Here is a 17487-nt window from a genome sequence, read left to right as displayed (position 1 = left end):
TTTTCTTAAGCGCCAAACCGGGTCTGTCCCCCTGTATGGCCGAGTGGTGGCATGCCTGCCCGCGCGAAGCGTCCGGCCAGCTGGCGGAACGCCACCGACGCGCCAGCCAGGGGGAAGGCATCGACGACGGCGCGGCCAAGGCGGGCGGCACGGTGCAGGTATTCGTCGGCCGGCACCGACCCCATCGAAGTCAGTTGCACGGCCAGGTAACGGCTTGCTGCAGAACACATATTATCGTATACAACCTTGGCCTCGGCTTCTGTCGCGCCGGTGACCAGCACGCCGAAGGGGCGGCGCCCCAATTGCTGCGACAATCGCTTGATCAAACTGTAGGCGGCGGTGATGGACGCCGCGCTGGTGCCGACCTGGACGACGATCTCGGCGCTGTCCATGATGGGCACGGGAAAACTGCCGTCGGCGCCAAATTCGCCGTCGACGATCACCATGCCGCTCTGCTTGACCAGCACATCGAAGCTTTTCGCCAGCCGGCGCGCATCGTCCAGGCCGCAACGCTCGGCGCTGTCGCGGCCCTTCATGCTGGTGACGGCAAAGCCCTGCGGCGCCTGGCGCACCACTTCATTGAGCGCGCACTCCTGGCGCGCCACCTGCAGCAGGCTGGCGCCGTGCGAGACGCCCAGGCGCTGCGCCACGCCGTATTCGGTGTGGCAGGCGTCAACGATGAGCACGTCGTTGCCGGCGCGCGCCAGCGAGGCGCCCAGGTTGACCAGCATGGCGCCCTTGTCGTCTTGCGGATGGGCTGACAGGAAAGTGACGATGCGGGGCTTCGGCCCCGCCAGCATGCGGCGCAGGCCCTCGGCCTGGTCGAAATCGAAATTAGCCATGTGACACCTCGCGCAGGCCGTGCTGCATGGTGCCGGCCTGGGCCATCAGCAGGGGCAGGTCGCTGTCCTCGAACTGGCTGGCGCCCGTGTCGCGGGTCAGGCGAAAGGCGCGGTCGATCAGCATGGCGCGGTCGGCCAGGTGCAGGTCTTCGGGCACGCGCTGGCCATTCGAGATGTAGAACAGGCGCAGTTTCTGGCGGATCACGACATCGAGCACATTGCCGATCGACGCCGCCTCATCCATCTTCGTCATGATGCAACCGGCCAGCCCGCTGCCCTGGTAGGCGCGTACGACTTCATTGAGGGTTTCATTGGTCGAGGTAGAGTTCAAGCACAGCAGGCGCTTCACATCGGCGCCCGTTTCGCTGAGCATGGCGACCTGTTCAGTCACCATCTGGTCGCGCTGCGACACGCCCACCGTGTCGATCAGCACCGTGTGCTTGTTGCGCAGTTCCTTCAGGGCGATGCGCAAGTCCGCTTCGTCCTTGACCGAGTGCACCATCACGCCGAGGATCTTGCCGTAGATGCGCAGTTGTTCGTGGCCGCCGATACGGTAGGCGTCGGTGGTAATGAGCGCCAGCTTTTCCGGGCCGTGGCGCATCACGCAACGGGCGGCGAGCTTGGCGGTGCTGGTGGTCTTGCCCACGCCGGTGGGGCCGACCAGGGCGAACACGCCCCCCTTGTCGAGCACTTCGTCTTCGTTGGTCATGCTGGTCAGATTGCGTTCGAGCACGGTCTTAATCCAGCGCATGCTGTCCTGGGCGTTTTTACCGGACGGCATTTTTTCGATGAGGTAACGGGCCAGGGTGGCGGAAAAGCCCGCCGCCAGCATGTCGCGCAGCACATTGGCCTTGGCCGGTTCGCGCTGGGCGGTGGTGCCCCAGGAAATCGCCGCCAACTGGGTTTCCATCAAGCCCCGCATGGCGCGCACTTCATGCATCACGGCCGACATCTCGGCGGCGGCGCTGTCCTTCGCATGGGCGATGGCGGACGACATCATCGCGCTGATCCGGGCCATGTCGATGCTGTCGGCCTGGGCCTGCGGCGGCGGCGCCGGTGCGCGCCGGTTGGCATAGCTGACAGGGGCGCCGTGGTCGAGGCTCGGTGCGGGCTGGTCCATCGCGCTGGCGTGGGACGGCGCGGAGATTGAAGCGACGTCGTCATTGGCCAGCGCCAGGATCTCGACGACGCCGTCGACCGGGCGGTTCGACAGGATCACGGCATCGGGTCCGAGCGCCTCGCGCACTTTGCGCAAGGCTTCACGCGAGGTGGCGGCGGTAAATTTTTTGACGTTCATCGAGCATGCTCCTGGGGAAAGCCGGCCGGTGCGCGCCCATGCGGCACCGACGTTTCTCACAGTGTCAATTATTGACGATGCTCTTAGGAAACCATCAGGGGAAAAGGCGGGTGATTCGGGCGCTATTCGTCGCGGCGGCAGCGCCCGCCAGACGCATCACCCCTGGCACAGCGCCAGCGCGGTCTGCCATTCGGGCACATGGACCCCCAGGTCGGCCAGGCGAGCGCAGGCCATCACGGAGTTATGCGGCCGCTTGGCCGGCACCGGATACTCCTCGGTACGGATGGCCGTCACGGTCGGCTTCTTCGCCACCGAGGCGTGCCCCACGATCTGCTCGGTAAAACCATGCCAGGAAGTACTGCCACCAGAGGTGAGGTGGTAGATCCCGCCCTGCCCGCTCGCCATGGCCGCCAGCAAGCCTTCACGGGCATCGAGGCGCGCCAGCAATAGCGCAGTGGTATCGGCAATCGTGCGGCTCCAGGTGGGGGAGCCGAACTGGTCACCCACGATCCGCAGTTCGTCCCGCTCGGCGGCCAGGCGCAGCACCGTGAGCAGAAAATTCTTGCCGCGCGTGCCATACACCCAGCTGGTGCGCAAGATCAGGTGCGGCACGCCGCCGGCGGCGATCGCCTGTTCGCCGGCCAGCTTGGTCGCGCCGTACACATTGATGGGACAGGTCGGATCGGTCTCGACATACGGGCCCGGCTTGCTGCCGTCGAACACGTAGTCGGTACTGTAGTGAACGATGCCGGCGCCCAGGCGCCGGGCTTCCTCGGCCATCACGGCCGGCGCTTCGCCGTTGATGCGCATCGCCAGTGCCGGCTCGCTCTCGGCCTTGTCGACTGCCGTGTAGGCGGCCGGATTGACGATCAGGGTGGGCTTGACGGCGCGGATCACGTCGCGCACCTGCTGCAGGTCACTCAAGTCCATCTGCGCGCGATCGACGGCGATCACTTCACCGAGGCCCTGCAGGCTGCGCTGCAATTCGTAACCGACCTGGCCGCTGGTGCCAGTGATGAGGATCTTCATGCAAACACCTCGGCATCGGCCAGCAGCTTGCCCAGCTTGTCCTTGCCCGACAGTTGCGGCGCCACATCCATCGGCCAGTCGATGCCGATGGCAGGATCGTTCCACAAGATGCTGCGCTCAAATTCGGGCGCCCAGTAATCGGTGGTTTTGTAGAGGAACTCGGCGTGATCGCTGATGGTCACGAAACCATGGGCAAACCCGGGCGGCACCCACAGTTGGCGCTTGTTGTCAGCGGATAATTCGACGCCGACCCACTGGCCGAAGGTGGGCGAGCTCTTGCGGATATCGACGGCGACGTCGAACACGGCGCCGGCCACCACCCGTACCAGTTTGCCCTGGGTTTGCTGCAGCTGATAATGCAGCCCACGCAATACGCCCTTGGCGGACTTGGAATGATTGTCCTGAACGAAAGGGGTATCGACGCCCGTCATTTCCCGGAACTTGCGCTCATTAAAACTTTCGTAAAAAAAACCACGCTCATCGCCGTACACGGTCGGTTCGAGAATGAGGAGGTCCGCAATACTGGTAGAAATAATCTGCATGATCAGTAAATTTGGTCATTCAAAAGGCGTAGCAGGTACTGGCCATAGCCGTTTTTCTTCAAGGGCTGAGCCAGCGCTTCCAGTTGCGTGGCATTGATATAGCCTTGCCGGTAAGCGATCTCTTCAGGGCATGCCACTTTCAAACCCTGGCGGTTTTCAATGGTGGCGATGAACTGGCCCGCCTCCAGCAGCGACTCATGGGTACCCGTGTCGAGCCAGGCCATGCCACGGCCCATCAATTCGACGGTCAGCTCGTTACGGTCGAGATAGACCCGGTTGACGTCGGTAATTTCCAGCTCGCCGCGCGGCGATGGCTTGATGTTGGCGGCGATGTCGCATACCTGATTGTCGTAGAAGTACAGCCCTGTCACCGCGTAGTTCGATTTCGGCTTGAGCGGTTTTTCCTCGATGCTGACGGCGCGGCGCGCGGCGTCGAACTCCACCACGCCATAGCGCTCCGGATCGTGCACGTGGTAAGCAAACACGGTCGAACCGGTGGTGCGGCTCGAGGCCTCGTGCAATTGCTTGTGAAAATCGTGACCGTAATAAATGTTGTCACCCAAGATCAGCGCCGATGGCTGATTATTGACAAATTCGCGGCCAATAATAAATGCCTGGGCCAGGCCATCGGGCGTTGGCTGCACTGCGTAACTGAGATTGATGCCCCACTGCGAGCCGTCACCGAGCAACTCGCGAAAACGCGGCGTGTCCTGTGGCGTCGAGATAATCAGGATGTCATCGATGCCGGCCAGCATCAGGGTGCTGAGCGGGTAATAGATCATCGGCTTGTCGTACACGGGCAGCAACTGCTTCGATACTGCCATGGTCACCGGATACAGGCGCGTGCCCGAACCACCGGCGAGGATGATGCCCTTGCGTTTTACGATGCTGCTCATGCGGTCCCCTCTGCCAGCGCACGCTGGGCATAATTTTTGTCGAGCCAGTTCTGGTAGTCGCCGGAGAGCACGTTGCTCACCCACGGCTGGTTGTCCAGGTACCACTGCACCGTCTTGCGGATGCCCGATTCGAACGTCTCCGCCGGCTTCCAGCCCAGCTCCCGCTCGAGCTTGCGCGCATCGATGGCGTAGCGGCGGTCATGGCCGGGGCGGTCCTTGACGTAAGTGATCTGGTCGCGGTAGCTGCCTTCCGGCTTGGGATCGAGTTCGTCAAGGATGTCGCACAAGGTGTGCACCACGTCCAGATTGGCTTTTTCGTTCCAGCCACCGACGTTGTAGACCTCGCCCAGCGTGCCTTCCGCCAGCACGCGGCGGATCGCCGTGCAGTGGTCGGTGACGAACAGCCAGTCGCGCACCTGCTGGCCATCGCCATAGATCGGCAGGGGCTTGCCGGCGCGGGCATTGGTGATCACCAGCGGGATCAGTTTTTCCGGGAAATGATATGGCCCGTAATTGTTCGAGCAATTGGTGGTCAGCACCGGCATGCCGTAGGTGTGGTGGTAGGCGCGCACCAGGTGGTCGGACGCCGCCTTCGATGCCGAGTAAGGGCTGTTCGGTGCGTAGGGCGTGGTTTCCGTGAACGGCGGATCGTTCGGTCCCAGCGTGCCATAGACTTCATCGGTCGATACGTGCAGGAAGCGGAAATCGGCTTTCTGCGGTTCCGGCAGCGCCGACCAGTAGGCGCGCGCAGCTTCCAGCAGGCCAAAGGTGCCGTTGACATTGGTTTCGATGAAGGCGGCCGGACCGTGGATCGAGCGGTCGACGTGACTTTCGGCAGCGAAGTGGACAATCGCGCGCACGGCGTGTTCGCGCAGCAGCGCGGCGATGGTGTCGGTGTCGCCGATGTCGCCCTTGACAAAAATGTGGCGTGGATCGTCGCGCAGGCTGGCCAGGTTGTTCAAATTACCCGCATAGGTCAGTTTGTCGAGATTGACAACGGGCTCATCGGTTTGCAGCAGCCATTGTAAAACAAAGTTCGAACCGATAAATCCGGCACCACCAGTTACTAGAATCATGTTGCTCTCGACTAAAATTAAATAAGAAGCAATTTTAACAAATTGCTGGCAGTGCTTGATGCCATCAGGCCACAATGTTACTGGCTACAGGCTGGCGCAGGCGCGATTATACTGGCCCCTCGGCGCCAGTGCGCACTTGCGCGCCCGCATAAATGCAAAAAGGCAGACCAACGGCCTGCCTTTTTGCGAACGGCGCAACGGTCAGCCCGCGCCCACCAGGCTGGTGACACGGATCGTTTTCGATTCCGGGATTTCACTGTGCGACAACACTTTCAATTGCGGCAAGGCGCGGCGCAGGAAGCGCGACAGCAAGGCGCGCAGTGGCGCCGGCACCAGCAGCACGGGGGTCAGGCCCATCGCTTCCTGCTGGGCGGCGGCATTGCCGGCCTGCTGGGCGATGGTGTCGGCCAGGCCCGGCTCGATGCCGCTACCGTCGCCGCCCGCGCCCATGGCCTGCATCAGCAGGCGCTCGAGGCGATTGTCGAGGGTCATCACCGACAGTTCGGCGGCCCCTGGGAACAATTGCTGGACGATGGCGCGGCCCAGGGCCACCCGCACCAGCGCGGTCAACTCGTTGGGGTCGCTCGTGTGGACGGAATGCTCGGCCAGGGTTTCGATGATCGAATGCATGTCGCGGATGTGCACGCCTTCGATGAGCAGGTTCTGCAGCACTTTCTGCAAGGTCGACAGCGACACCACTTTCGGCACCAGGTCCTCCACCAGCTTGGGCGATTCCTTGGCGAGGTGGTCGAGCAGCGCCTGCACTTCGGCCCGGCCCAGCAACTCCGACGCGTGCGAAGTGATCAGGTGGTTCAGGTGGGTGGCGACGACGGTGCCCGCATCGACCACCGTGTAGCCCATGCTTTGCGCTTCGTCGCGCAGGCTGGCATCGATCCAGGTGGCGGGCAGGCCGAAGGCCGGATCGGTCGTCACCAGGCCCGGCAAGGTGCCGCTGGCCATGCCGGGATTGATCGCCAGAAACTGGCCGTTGAGCGATTCGCCGCTGCCCACTTCCACCCCTTTCAGGGTGATACGGTAGGCCGACGGTTTCAACTCCAGGTTGTCGCGGATGTGCACGGGCGGCGCCAGGAAGCCCACTTCCTGGGCAAATTTCTTGCGGATGCCCTTGATGCGCTTGAGCAATTCTCCGCCCTGCGCCTTGTCGACCAGCGGAATCAGGCGGTAACCCACTTCCAGACCGAGCGTGTCGACGGGCATGATGTCTTGCCAGCTCGCTTCTTCCTGCTCATTGGCGGGGGCGGCCGCACCTGCCGCGCCCGCGGCGGCGGCCGCCGCCGCCGCTTCTTCCAGGGCCGGCCTCGCAGCGCGCTTCTTGTTGATGCCGTAGGCAATCGCCGCCAGGCCGCCGCCCAGCAGCAGGAACACCAGGTTGGGCATGCCGGGAATCAGACCCATGCCGCCGATGATACCGCCCGTGATATACAGCACTTGCGGCTTGGCAAACAGCTGGTCGGTCAACTGGGCGCCGATGTCCTGGTCACTGGCCACGCGCGAGACCACGATACCGGCGGCGACCGAGATGATCAGCGAAGGAATCTGCGCCACCAGGCCATCACCGATGGCCAGCAGGGTGTAGGTCTGGGCCGCCTGGGCAAAGCCCAGGTCATGCTGGAGGATACCGACCAGCAGGCCGCCCACGATATTAATGACCGTGACCATGATGCCGGCCACGGCATCGCCGCGCACATACTTCGAGGCACCATCCATGGCGCCATAGAACTCGGCTTCCTGCGACACTTCCAGGCGGCGGCGGCGCGCTTCGTCCTCGGGGATCAGGCCGGCGTTGAGGTCGGCGTCGATGGCCATCTGTTTACCGGGCATGGCGTCGAGGGCAAAGCGGGCGCCCACTTCGGCGATCCGGCCGGCACCCTTGGTGACCACGGTAAAGTTAATGATCGTCAAAATGATGAACACCACGATACCGACCGTGTAGTTGCCGCCAATGAGGAAGTGGCCGAACGCTTCGATCACCTTGCCTGCGGCGGCGCCGCCCGTGTGGCCCTCGGTGAGCACCACCCGGGTCGAGGCGACGTTGAGCGACAGGCGCAGCATGGTCGACACCAGCAGGATGGTCGGGAAGGCCATGAAGTCCAGCGGTTTGACCGTGTACAGGCTGGTGAGCAGCACGATCACCGACAGGGCGATATTAAAACTGAAGAACACATCGAGCACGAAGGCCGGCAGCGGCAGGATCATCATCGACAGCAGCAGGATGATGATGGCCGGCGCCGCCAGGGCGCTGCCGCTGTTGGCCAGGCCGCTTAACCAGGCGGGCAGTCGGATGGTGTTGTTCATGGAGTCGCTCCGTTAGCGGTGTCGGTATTGTTATCGGGATTGTCGCTGGCGGGCTTGCCAAATTTGCTCTCGAACAGCGGATCGTGCGGATCGAGCTGGCGCGGCACGGCCAGCCGGGTCGGCCGGTCCGGATAGCGCCCGCCCGCCTTCTTGTAGGCGCGCAACTGGAACACATAGGCCAGCACTTCGGCCACCGCCGCGTACAGCGCTTCGGGAATTTCGTCGTCGATCTCGGTGTGCTGGTGCAGGGCGCGCGCCAGGGCCGGCGCTTCGAGCAGGGCGACACCGTTTTCGCGGGCGATTTCGCGGATCTTTGCGGCGACGTCGTCGGCGCCCTTGGCGACCACGCGCGGCGCCCCGCCCTGGCCGTCGGCATATTTGAGCGCCACTGCGTAGTGGGTCGGGTTGGTAACGACGACATCGGCGGTGGGCACATTGGCCATCATGCGGCGGCGCGACATTTCGCGCTGCATCTGGCGAATCTTGCCCTTCATTTGCGGGTTGCCGTCGGACTCCTTGTGCTCCTGGATCATTTCCTGGCGCGTCATCTTCATCTTGTCGGCGTAGTGCCAGATCTGGTACGGCGCGTCGATGGCGGCAATGAAGCCCAGGCCGCCCACGATGAACAGAAATGCCGCACCGAGCAGTTGGATCACATGCATGCTGCCAGCACTGACCGATTCGACCGCCAGTCCCATGACGGCGTCTTTCTGGCTCATCACCACCAGCCAGGCGACGGCGCCGACCACGATGGTCTTGGCGATCGCCTTGAGCAATTCGACCAGCGAGTTCTTCGAGAACATATTGCCCAGCCCCCGCGCGGGGTTGAGCTTGCCAAAGTTGGGCATGAACGATTTGGCGGAAAACAGGAAGCCGCCGATCATCAGGGGAGCGGCCAGCGCCACCAGCATGACGGCGAACGCTACCGGCAGGCACGTGATGAGCACGTCGGCGATGTCGCCGCCGACCCGGCGCAGCAGCACGTCCGGGTTGTAGACCTGCTCGCGCGTGAGGGCCAGGCCCGACACCATGGCGGTGCTCAGGCTTTTCAGGATGCCGCCGCCCGTCATCCACAGGCCGGCGCCGGACGCCATCAGCACGGCGAACGTGGCCAGTTCGCGCGAACGGGGAACGTCGCCTTCCTCACGCGCCTGCTCGAGGCGCTTCTCTGAGGCCGGTTCGGTTTTTTCTGCGTCGCTTTCTTCTGCCATGGTTGCTCCGTGTACATCGCCCGCCCACCAGAACAGGCGCGGCGACGACAAGGAGCATTATGCAAGATGATGCTTGCAAGCAATCAAGAGAATAGCGATGTGAAGTGGCGGCATATCGGCCAGTGACGGCCATTTAACGAATTGCTCAATTATCAATCTGTCGTATAGAGCCGACGGCGCGGCCAATTACTTTGCAAAGATTCACGCGAGAAACAGAATATTGCAGACACAGCGGCCTTAATGGTTATAATAAGGACGTAACAATGAACATCGCCGCAACAACTCCAATCGATTTAAAGGACTTTCCATGAAAAAATTTCTCGCTACCGCAGCAATCCTGAGCCTGGTTTCAGTTCAAGCCTTCGCCCAAACCGGCGCTGAAGCTACTGTTGCCGCTCCAGTTGCACCTGCATCGATCGCAGCAACCACCATCGCTGGCGTTTCCGTCACCACCGCTGTTGTCGCTGGCGTCATCGTCGCTGCTGTCGCAGTAGCCGCTTCGGACAGCAACAGCACCACCACCCACCATTAATTGACGGCGCTTCGGCGCTGCAACAGGTGACAAAGCGGCCGATTCATCGGCCGTTTTTTTTCGCCTGGCGTTTGCCAGCCCAAGCACCCCACTGGCCTTGAGATCGATGAAAAACCAGCCATTCCACCGCCGTTTCGGCTTTGCTGTTCAGGGGCTGGCGGCCGCCTGGCGCGGCGAAGCGAGCTTCCGCTTCCAGTGCCTGGCGTGCGCCGCCGTACTGGCCGTGTTGCTATGGCGGCAGCCCGCGCCCTTGTGGTGGGCCCTGCTGCTGACCATGTGCGCGCTGGTGCTGGCCGCCGAACTGTTCAATACCGCCTTCGAAGCGGCGCTCGACCATTTGCATCCCGGCCAGCACCCTGCCATCGGCATGGCCAAGGACTGCGCCGCCGCTGCCGTGCTGGTGTTGAGTCTTGCCAGCGCGGCGGTCTTCTGCGCTTTCCTGTTCGACAATTTTTGACGTAAAAAAACCCGGCCGGGCACAAGGCCGGGCCGGATTGTCGGTGCCGACAGCGCTGCGCCGGACGGTCAGTACGCGCCGCTCCAGGCAACGTTGATCGACTTCGGCCCCGGCATCACCGACAGGATCGAGCCGCGGTTTTCCCGTTGCGACTGCCACAACCAGCTACCGACGGCGTATCCCACCACGCCACCGGCGACGGTATCGGACACCCAGTGCTGGCGCGCCGCCACCCTACCGGCTGAGCTCAGCGCGGCTACCCCGTACAGCCATGGCGCATCGTATTCCTTGGCAAACGGTGTGACGGCGGCAAATGACACGGCGCTGTGGCCTGACGGAAAGGACGTATTCGACCGGTTGCCATCGACCTGCGACCAGGCCCCCTGCTCGGCGCCCGGACGGGCGCGCCCGACCGCATACTTGCCGACCTGGGTGATGCCGATCGAGGCCGCCACCGCTTCCAGCGAGATCAGGCCGATGTTCTGTGCACGCTCTTCGCCGAACGCCAGCGCCGCACCGGCGCCGCCCACCAGGACGAGCGGCATGGCCTTGCCAAAGTTGCCGAAAGTACGCATGACGCGGTTTTCCTGGTGCTTCTTGACGAAACGGTCGACCGGTTTGTCGAGCGCGGCGCCGGCCAGCAAGGCCGCGCCTGCCGCGGCGCCGCCGCCAATCCACTCCGGCATGGTCGGGCTCGATGACGACGCCTGCTCGAGACGCATGCGGAAGGCCGGCCAGGGGTTAATCAGGGGCTTCGGATCGACATACAGGGCGGCGAGCGCCTGCTCGTCGGGCCGCTCGCTCAGATTGCCGAGGCCGTCGAAGATGGCCAGATCGCGCCGAGGCTTTTCGATCATGTCGTACAGATCGCCCGGAGATGCAACCATTTGACCGACATCGCGCGTCCAGGGAGCAATGGCGATGCTGGCTGCGGCCTGGGTATCCTTCGTCAGCATGCTGCTTAATGAAATATTTACAAACACACCTTTGTCGTGATAAGGGTTGCGCGGCGTGCCGGGATCGGTGGTGTCATTGCCATTGGTACGGGTGTACCACGCGCCAATTTCAATTCCAGAAAGGAAACGTCGCTTCGCTTCCAGGCGCACCCCGGTATCGCGGGCAAGGAAACGTCCGGCGCGTGCCGTCAGCGAAATATCGGAAGGCAGTCGATAGTGTAATGCCCCTAGCGCAGTGACGGTGCGGTAGTCGCGCGCATCGAGCCAGCCCGAAAAGCCACGCTGCTGCAAAAGGTCGACCGTCAGATCGGCCGCCCAGCGCGTGTCCTTCGGCGCATACATCACTTGACCGCCAACGCCACGAAACATTTCCTCGTAAAAGCCGGCTGAAACACGGCTGTACCAGTTTTCCGCGGGCATCTCGAATTGATTCACCATCAACTTGTTCAGCTTGAAGCGGGAACCGCGCTTATACTCGGCAATATCCGTACGCACGTGGGGCAACAAGCTGTTCGATTCCTGCGTGACGCCAGATACCGTCTCGATCAACTTTGCGGTGACTGCCCCGTTCAGATACATCCCCGGCCGCAGCCGACGATCATAATAGGCAGCCGCATCGATTTCGTAGCGCAAGGCGCCACTGGGGTCATTGACGAACAGGCCCAACTTCGGCGCCAGGCGAAAACGGTTCGCTTCGCGATCCTCGGTCCGCACCTGAACGGCGTTGCCATCGTGACCGATATCGACGCCCATCGACGTCACTTCGTCCAGTCCCGCCATCAGCGATGGCTGATCGAGCGAATCGATACGATCGCCTGGGATTGCCGGGCGAATGATCACTGTTTTCAGGAAGGCCTGGCGGTCGATGGTGCCGCCCAAATAATAGCTCAAGGCATACAGGTCGAGGAACTCATACGTCGCCACCGGTTGCTCATTTTGCGTGTACGTTATCTGAAAGGAGCGGGTGCCGGCCGGCGCGAACGCGAGCGCGGTCCGACTGGCGCGGCCAATGGCGCGCCCAAGATTGGAGATGCGGTTGTTATTCAAGGTCAGCTTCAATACGGGACCATCGAATACCAAGCGAATATTTTTGAAATCCTGGGCCGCCAATGCCTGCACCAAGGCGGCGGCCGGCTTGCCGTCGCGCTGCCAATCGGCCAGAGAGGCGCGCGCGGGCGCGTCCTTTTGCTCGAAAACCTTCGGCTCGTTGAACTTCGGGACAAACTCTCGCTGTGACAGCGGGATCGAGACAAACGCATTGGCGCTAAAGTGATCGCGCTGCCTGGCGATCTGCGCGCCGAGCCAGCCCCACCGGTATTCAAGGCCCGCAGATGGACCTTTCCTGCGCGCAGCCGCGCCAGTGGCAGCGCTCAAATAATCGTGGCTGTAATCGTTCGCATCATATTCCGCAACTACAGTCCATCCACGCAATCCCACGGGCGACCAGCGCACCCCGGCAAAGCCACCATCGATGCGGCCACGGCCAAACCCCAGTGTCGCCTCAACATTCCCGGCAAGATCGAACGACTTTGTCGCGGCAAGATATTGCGCCTTAAACAACTCGGTTCCAAGAATGTCGGTCGCGCCAAACGCCAGTGCCGGTCGCCAACCAGCCTCGTCGAACAAACGAATCTTGGTATCAACAACCTTGTCCTTGTAACGCCCGTAGCCGCTGCCATACTCGCCCGCAACATCAGAAAAACCGGGGATTCCATTGAATGAAACATACCGGCCAGTCATTTGCAAAAATGGCAACACCGTTGCTGAAACCCACAGTGCCCCATACGGCCGGTCATAGCTGTAACCAGTTGAAAAGGTGCCATCGGCTTCGACGCGCGCGCTCGGCATATTAATGTAACCTGACTGACCCTGAAGATTCGGCGTGCTAGCGTTGGCAGCGACAGCGCTCAGCACAGCGCAGCCCGCGCAAGTCCAGATTGCACAATTCTCTAATAATTTTGACACAATTACCCATTCGTATAGAAGCAACAGTTGCAGGCGATCGTAGTGCAACAGGAAGCCGGCAGTTTACCATTGCTCCAACAAATAATGCGACCTCGTCGCGCCGACTGGGCAAAAGATCGATTGGATCAGGCCACCTTTTAGGCAGATTTGAATGTTTAACATCCCTGTTCGGTAGTAAGTGGACATAAAAATCTCGTCATAAAATATTGCCTAAAATAAACGAATTAAACGGCGAAGATTTTTCTCTTGACAAATACAATTTTCCGAATACGAAATCGCCCAACGCGCAAGAAAATGTGAATAGGCAATCTCATCAGTCCCGGGCGAGAACAACCCCGTCAGCGACACCATTCGGGATGACGCCTGGATAAGCGATCGGCCCATAACTCACACTGCACTGCTGCGATAGCGGTCTACCGCAATGCTACGAAATTAAGGCCGTCAGAATTTTTGACACGCCACAATTACCACACTCATGGAAGATTCCCTAGTTTTCGATCGATGTAACGGATTGTCATTGCTTGCAGGATCCATTGTCACTAAAATGGTGCGTCATTCACGATGCATGGGTCACAGACCACCTTGCTGACTTGTCAATTTGCCCCGCAGAGGCACAGACGTGGCTGTGAACGCACGCTGCCGCTGCGCGGTGTGCACATCGCGCCACCCGAGTTTATCGTGATTGATGAAAGCATCAATATTGATGCGCACGGAGCATCTCAGCCTCCCCGAACTCGCGTACAGGATTCCCGACAGCAATGAAAATTATCGATACCGTATTTTTGCCAAAAAAGAAATGGCACACTATCCCAAACGCGGAAAAGTACCTACTTATTGCGGTAGATATTTTTGCCATGTTAACCGCCTTTGTCCTTGCCATCATAATGGTGGGTTTGATTGAATTCAACTCACTAAAGGATATACTCAATTGGCGAACAGATGCTCGAGTTGGCAGTCTATTGCAATCGTACATTATATTTATGCTGTTTGGAATATTCGCATTCGAATCAAAAGGAAGCTATTCGAAGCGAAAACCATTTTCGAACGAGATCCGAGATTTATTGACGGTGGTGGTGGCACTTGCAGTAATTAATGCAGCGGTATTTTCAATCGGCAAGTATGAATTTTCACGGACGCGATTTCTCCTTAACTGGTTCATGATACCGCTCCTTTTACTGACCTTTCGGGCAGCGGCAAAATACCTGCTGATGCGAAGCGGAGGCTGGATACGCCCGATGGTGATCATCGGGTGGGGGGAGAACGCGTTTCAAACAGCTTTGGCGTTTCACGATGAACCATTGATGGGCTATCGCCTGACGGCATTTCTTTTGCCAGTTGGAATAAGCAAACCCGATTTCAAGTTCCATGATCGCGACGGCCACGTCGTGCCTTACATTACCGTGGGCGCGGATCCCACCCAGACGCTCGCCTACCTCGATAATCCGCATGTCGTGATGGCCCTTGAACAAGGTGGACTGGACACGTATCAGGGGTTGATCCAGCAACTCAGCCGAGCAACCCGTGAACTGCAATTGGTGCCAGCGATTAGGGGATTGCCCTTATATGGCCTGGAAGCCAACCATTTTTTCGCCCACGAAGTCTTGCTTTTGACCGTACGCAATAATCTCGCGCGCCGCTTGCCTCAATTGATCAAACGCATGTTTGATCTGACTGTTGCCAGTCTGGTGCTGCTGGCTGGGCTGCCCATCTTGCTATGGATCGCAGTGAGCGTCATGCGTTCCGGCTTCCCGATTTTCTACGGTCACAAGAGGATTGGCCAGGGAAGTCGTGTTTTCCCTTGTTATAAATTCCGCACGATGGCAAAGAACGCCGACCAACTTCTTGCGGAGCTGTTGGCGAACGACCCGGCAGCAAGGGAGGAATGGGAGCGCGATTTCAAACTGAAAGCAGATCCACGAATCACACGAATCGGGCATTTCCTGCGCCGCACCAGCCTCGACGAATTGCCACAGCTATGGAATGTATTGAAAGGTGACATGAGCCTGGTCGGCCCGCGTCCGGTTGTACAGGCCGAACTTGAACGGTACGGCAATCAGGTAGATTACTATCTTGAGGCTAAGCCGGGAATTACTGGCTTGTGGCAGATTAGCGGTCGAAATGACGTCAGCTATGAGACGAGGGTGTATCTCGATGCCTGGTATGTAAAAAACTGGTCATTGTTTAATGACGTTGTTATTTTGTTACGTACAGCGAAAGTGTTGCTAGGTAAAAATGGCGCATATTGAAATTCATCACTAAGCGTATCCATTTACGCCTGGCCGCGTCCGGAGAAAAGCAATCGTTCTAAAACGATAACCGACGATGGACGCCGCTGGCCGCACGGCTGTAACTTAGAGCCATCCAAGCAATGAAAATCCCAGCAATGCACAACGATCCCCAAGTCGCCGGCGGCTATGGATTAACGAAAAGAACATTAAATAAAGACGGCGTCGAACAGAGTCGGGGGCCGCAAAACTATCACTGAAACGGCCTACGATCCGGTCGCCCCCGCCGGCCAAGGCATAAACTTTCAGGGCACAACTCACCTGTACTCTGTACCAGCCATCTCTCAGCAGTTTCAAGCGCCTCAACACAGAGTTCAAACTGCCTCGCGCACCGATTTCATTTCCCGCATGCTGGCGATATCGCATTCCTGGTACGGGATCAAAGATCCACTGCTCGCCCCACGCACGAACCAGCAGGTAAATCATCCAATCATGGTAGTGAAATTGATTCACGACGACAACGTTGTTCCGGCAAAAATCCTGGACTTTCGCAAACGTTTCCTTGGGAATTACAAAACTACAACCCTGGCCAGCGCCTTCGAACAAAAAATCGGCCCCTCGTACTGTGGCCACTTGTGATAGAACGCCCTCTTTCCCGTCCGGCCAGAACGCCTCAACGGCAGCAGAATAGCCCTTCGCATTCGATGTAGATAATGCTCGCACCGCGAGCTCCAGTTTATTGGGAAGCCACAGATCGTCCTGATCAGCAAGTGCTATATAGGCGAATGAATCAAATTCAATCTCCCTGAACAGTTTCTTGAAGTTCCCACCGGCGGAACCAGTTGGTGTGGAGTTCCTTATCAGCCTGACAACAGCGTGTGGCCCGATGCAGTACTTTGACTCTACGATTTCGCAAGTCTGATCGCTTGAACAATCATCTTGCACGACAATCGAAACTACGACTCCGCGCTGATTAATAATCGAGTCTAGCTGCGCTTGAATCCAAGGTGCGCCATTTCTGGAAGCCAATAGAACCAACACCCTCGGTAAAGCTGAAATCATCTTAATTTCATTCATATTGATGTATTGCAATCGGAAAAATAATAACGCCTAACATCTAACGACGCATCTTTAGCGCCCGTAATTCGTTCCAATAATCCTTGCCAGTGCTATCCCATGAAAAACAGGCCGCCCGCGCCAATCCCGAGGCTTGCAACGCTGCCCGCAGTGAAATGTTTCGGCAAACTCTGGCGAGCCCGTCTGCAATATCATCAATTGAATGTGAATCTACCAGAATTGCAGCATCACCGGCCACTTCTGGCATTGAAGAGTTCAACGATGTAATCACAGGCACGCCACACGCCATCGACTCTACAATAGGCAAACCAAATCCTTCGTAATGCGAAACAAAAGCGGTTGCATGGGCGCCACGGTAAAGATCCGGCATCATCGCATCTGCTACGAAACCGAAATAATGGACGTGCCCAACAATATCCAAGGAGCGCTCCACGGCTTCGCTGGCCGCATCGCGTTTCCCTGTCAATCCGAGCATAAACCCATCTGACGCGAGACCGCTACGCGCAAAAGCCGCCATTAGATTATCAACATTCTTGTAACCACGACGATTTCCGGCATACAAAATATACGGTCGACCAATATCAATCGCTGGTCCGTCAGGACTAAATGACGGATCAACGCCGTTATAGATACGAACGATTCTGTCATCCGGGATCCCCGACCAATCCTGCAGTTCAAGCTTAGTATAATCCGACACCGTAAATATCAGGTCGACCTTTCTAAGCAGCGGCAAAATGACATGATTGTAATAAAAACGGTGCTTGGTACCGTAAAAATGCAGATGAGTAAGATCGTGAATCGTGATCGCCGATGGCGTCCTGAACGTGGCCGCCGGTGGCATAAACCCCGGTGACCAGAAAGCATCTGCGTCAGATGTTCTAATCGCCAAGGCAAGACCAATTGGCGTATATGGGCGGGCATTCTGGCATCCTTCACGTATCCCGAGAATGTCAATTTCAGGAGGTGCACGGCTGATCACCTCGGCGGCCATTCTTCCAATGCCCGTAGGCCCAAGCCAACTATAATCAACAGCAATTTTCATCTACTTGTACAATCCAGTTGAAAT

At 59.1% G+C, this 17487-nt stretch carries 14 protein-coding genes; 3 read left to right on the top strand and 11 right to left on the bottom strand.

Going from position 1 to position 17487, the window contains the following annotated elements; translation table 11 throughout:
* Nucleotides 1-5 precede the first annotated feature (5 nt).
* The 8 genes from ACP7EY_RS03015 to flhB all read right to left on the bottom strand — a co-directional run bounded on the left by ACP7EY_RS03015 (nucleotide 6) and on the right by flhB (nucleotide 9209).
* Complete coding sequence (locus ACP7EY_RS03015; protein ID WP_426190328.1) at nucleotides 6-842, bottom strand: MinD/ParA family ATP-binding protein; 837 nt, start codon at nucleotides 840-842, stop codon at nucleotides 6-8.
* Nucleotides 835-2139 (bottom strand): flagellar biosynthesis protein FlhF, encoded by a 1305-nt coding sequence (gene flhF, locus ACP7EY_RS03010; RefSeq protein ID WP_426190326.1) that lies wholly within the window; start codon nucleotides 2137-2139, stop codon nucleotides 835-837. The genes ACP7EY_RS03015 and flhF overlap by 8 nt, the downstream gene beginning before the upstream one ends.
* Before the next feature lie 156 nt (nucleotides 2140-2295).
* Nucleotides 2296-3168, bottom strand: a complete 873-nt coding sequence (gene rfbD / locus ACP7EY_RS03005) for a dTDP-4-dehydrorhamnose reductase (RefSeq protein ID WP_426190324.1) — start codon at nucleotides 3166-3168, stop codon at nucleotides 2296-2298.
* Entirely contained in the window at nucleotides 3165-3710 is a 546-nt protein-coding gene (gene rfbC, locus ACP7EY_RS03000; protein ID WP_426190322.1) for a dTDP-4-dehydrorhamnose 3,5-epimerase, read from the bottom strand. Before rfbC ends, rfbD begins: the two co-directional genes overlap by 4 nt.
* A 2-nt stretch (nucleotides 3711-3712) precedes the next feature.
* On the bottom strand, nucleotides 3713-4606 hold the full coding sequence (gene rfbA / locus ACP7EY_RS02995; RefSeq protein ID WP_426190320.1) for a glucose-1-phosphate thymidylyltransferase RfbA: 894 nt from the start codon (nucleotides 4604-4606) through the stop codon (nucleotides 3713-3715).
* Nucleotides 4603-5682: a dTDP-glucose 4,6-dehydratase gene (gene rfbB, locus ACP7EY_RS02990; protein WP_426190318.1), complete on the bottom strand. Its 1080-nt coding sequence runs from the start codon at nucleotides 5680-5682 to the stop codon at nucleotides 4603-4605. Before rfbB ends, rfbA begins: the two co-directional genes overlap by 4 nt.
* A 201-nt stretch (nucleotides 5683-5883) precedes the next feature.
* Nucleotides 5884-7998, bottom strand: a complete 2115-nt coding sequence (gene flhA, locus ACP7EY_RS02985) for a flagellar biosynthesis protein FlhA (protein WP_426190316.1) — start codon at nucleotides 7996-7998, stop codon at nucleotides 5884-5886.
* Nucleotides 7995-9209 (bottom strand): flagellar biosynthesis protein FlhB, encoded by a 1215-nt coding sequence (gene flhB / locus ACP7EY_RS02980; protein WP_426190314.1) that lies wholly within the window; start codon nucleotides 9207-9209, stop codon nucleotides 7995-7997. The genes flhA and flhB overlap by 4 nt, the downstream gene beginning before the upstream one ends.
* A 307-nt stretch (nucleotides 9210-9516) precedes the next feature.
* On the opposite strand from flhB, the gene ACP7EY_RS02975 reads away from it, so the two are divergent.
* The gene (locus tag ACP7EY_RS02975; RefSeq protein WP_426190312.1) at nucleotides 9517-9741 is read left to right on the top strand and encodes a hypothetical protein; all 225 of its coding nucleotides are present in this window, start codon (nucleotides 9517-9519) and stop codon (nucleotides 9739-9741) included.
* A 106-nt stretch (nucleotides 9742-9847) separates the two neighbouring features.
* Nucleotides 9848-10198 (top strand): diacylglycerol kinase, encoded by a 351-nt coding sequence (locus ACP7EY_RS02970; protein WP_426190310.1) that lies wholly within the window; start codon nucleotides 9848-9850, stop codon nucleotides 10196-10198.
* Nucleotides 10199-10266: 68 nt separating this feature from the next.
* On the opposite strand, the gene ACP7EY_RS02965 is transcribed toward ACP7EY_RS02970, so the two are convergent.
* The gene (locus ACP7EY_RS02965) at nucleotides 10267-13167 is read right to left on the bottom strand and encodes a YjbH domain-containing protein (RefSeq protein ID WP_426190308.1); all 2901 of its coding nucleotides are present in this window, start codon (nucleotides 13165-13167) and stop codon (nucleotides 10267-10269) included.
* Between the two features lie 710 nt (nucleotides 13168-13877).
* Here ACP7EY_RS02965 and wbaP point away from each other — a divergent pair.
* Nucleotides 13878-15365, top strand: coding sequence for an undecaprenyl-phosphate galactose phosphotransferase WbaP (wbaP, locus tag ACP7EY_RS02960; RefSeq protein WP_426190306.1), 1488 nt, complete (start codon nucleotides 13878-13880; stop codon nucleotides 15363-15365).
* A 105-nt stretch (nucleotides 15366-15470) separates the two neighbouring features.
* On the opposite strand, the gene ACP7EY_RS02955 is transcribed toward wbaP, so the two are convergent.
* Both ACP7EY_RS02955 and ACP7EY_RS02950 read right to left on the bottom strand, forming a co-directional pair.
* Entirely contained in the window at nucleotides 15471-16421 is a 951-nt protein-coding gene (locus ACP7EY_RS02955) for a glycosyltransferase (RefSeq protein ID WP_426190304.1), read from the bottom strand.
* A 40-nt stretch (nucleotides 16422-16461) separates the two neighbouring features.
* The gene (locus ACP7EY_RS02950) at nucleotides 16462-17463 is read right to left on the bottom strand and encodes a glycosyltransferase family 4 protein (protein WP_426190302.1); all 1002 of its coding nucleotides are present in this window, start codon (nucleotides 17461-17463) and stop codon (nucleotides 16462-16464) included.
* Between the last annotated feature and the right edge of the window lie 24 nt (nucleotides 17464-17487).

The sequence above is a fragment of the Massilia sp. DWR3-1-1 genome (assembly GCF_049898325.1).
Lineage (GTDB): Bacteria > Pseudomonadota > Gammaproteobacteria > Burkholderiales > Burkholderiaceae_D > JAFCUW01.
This window is presented reverse-complemented; position numbering and strand designations above follow the sequence as displayed.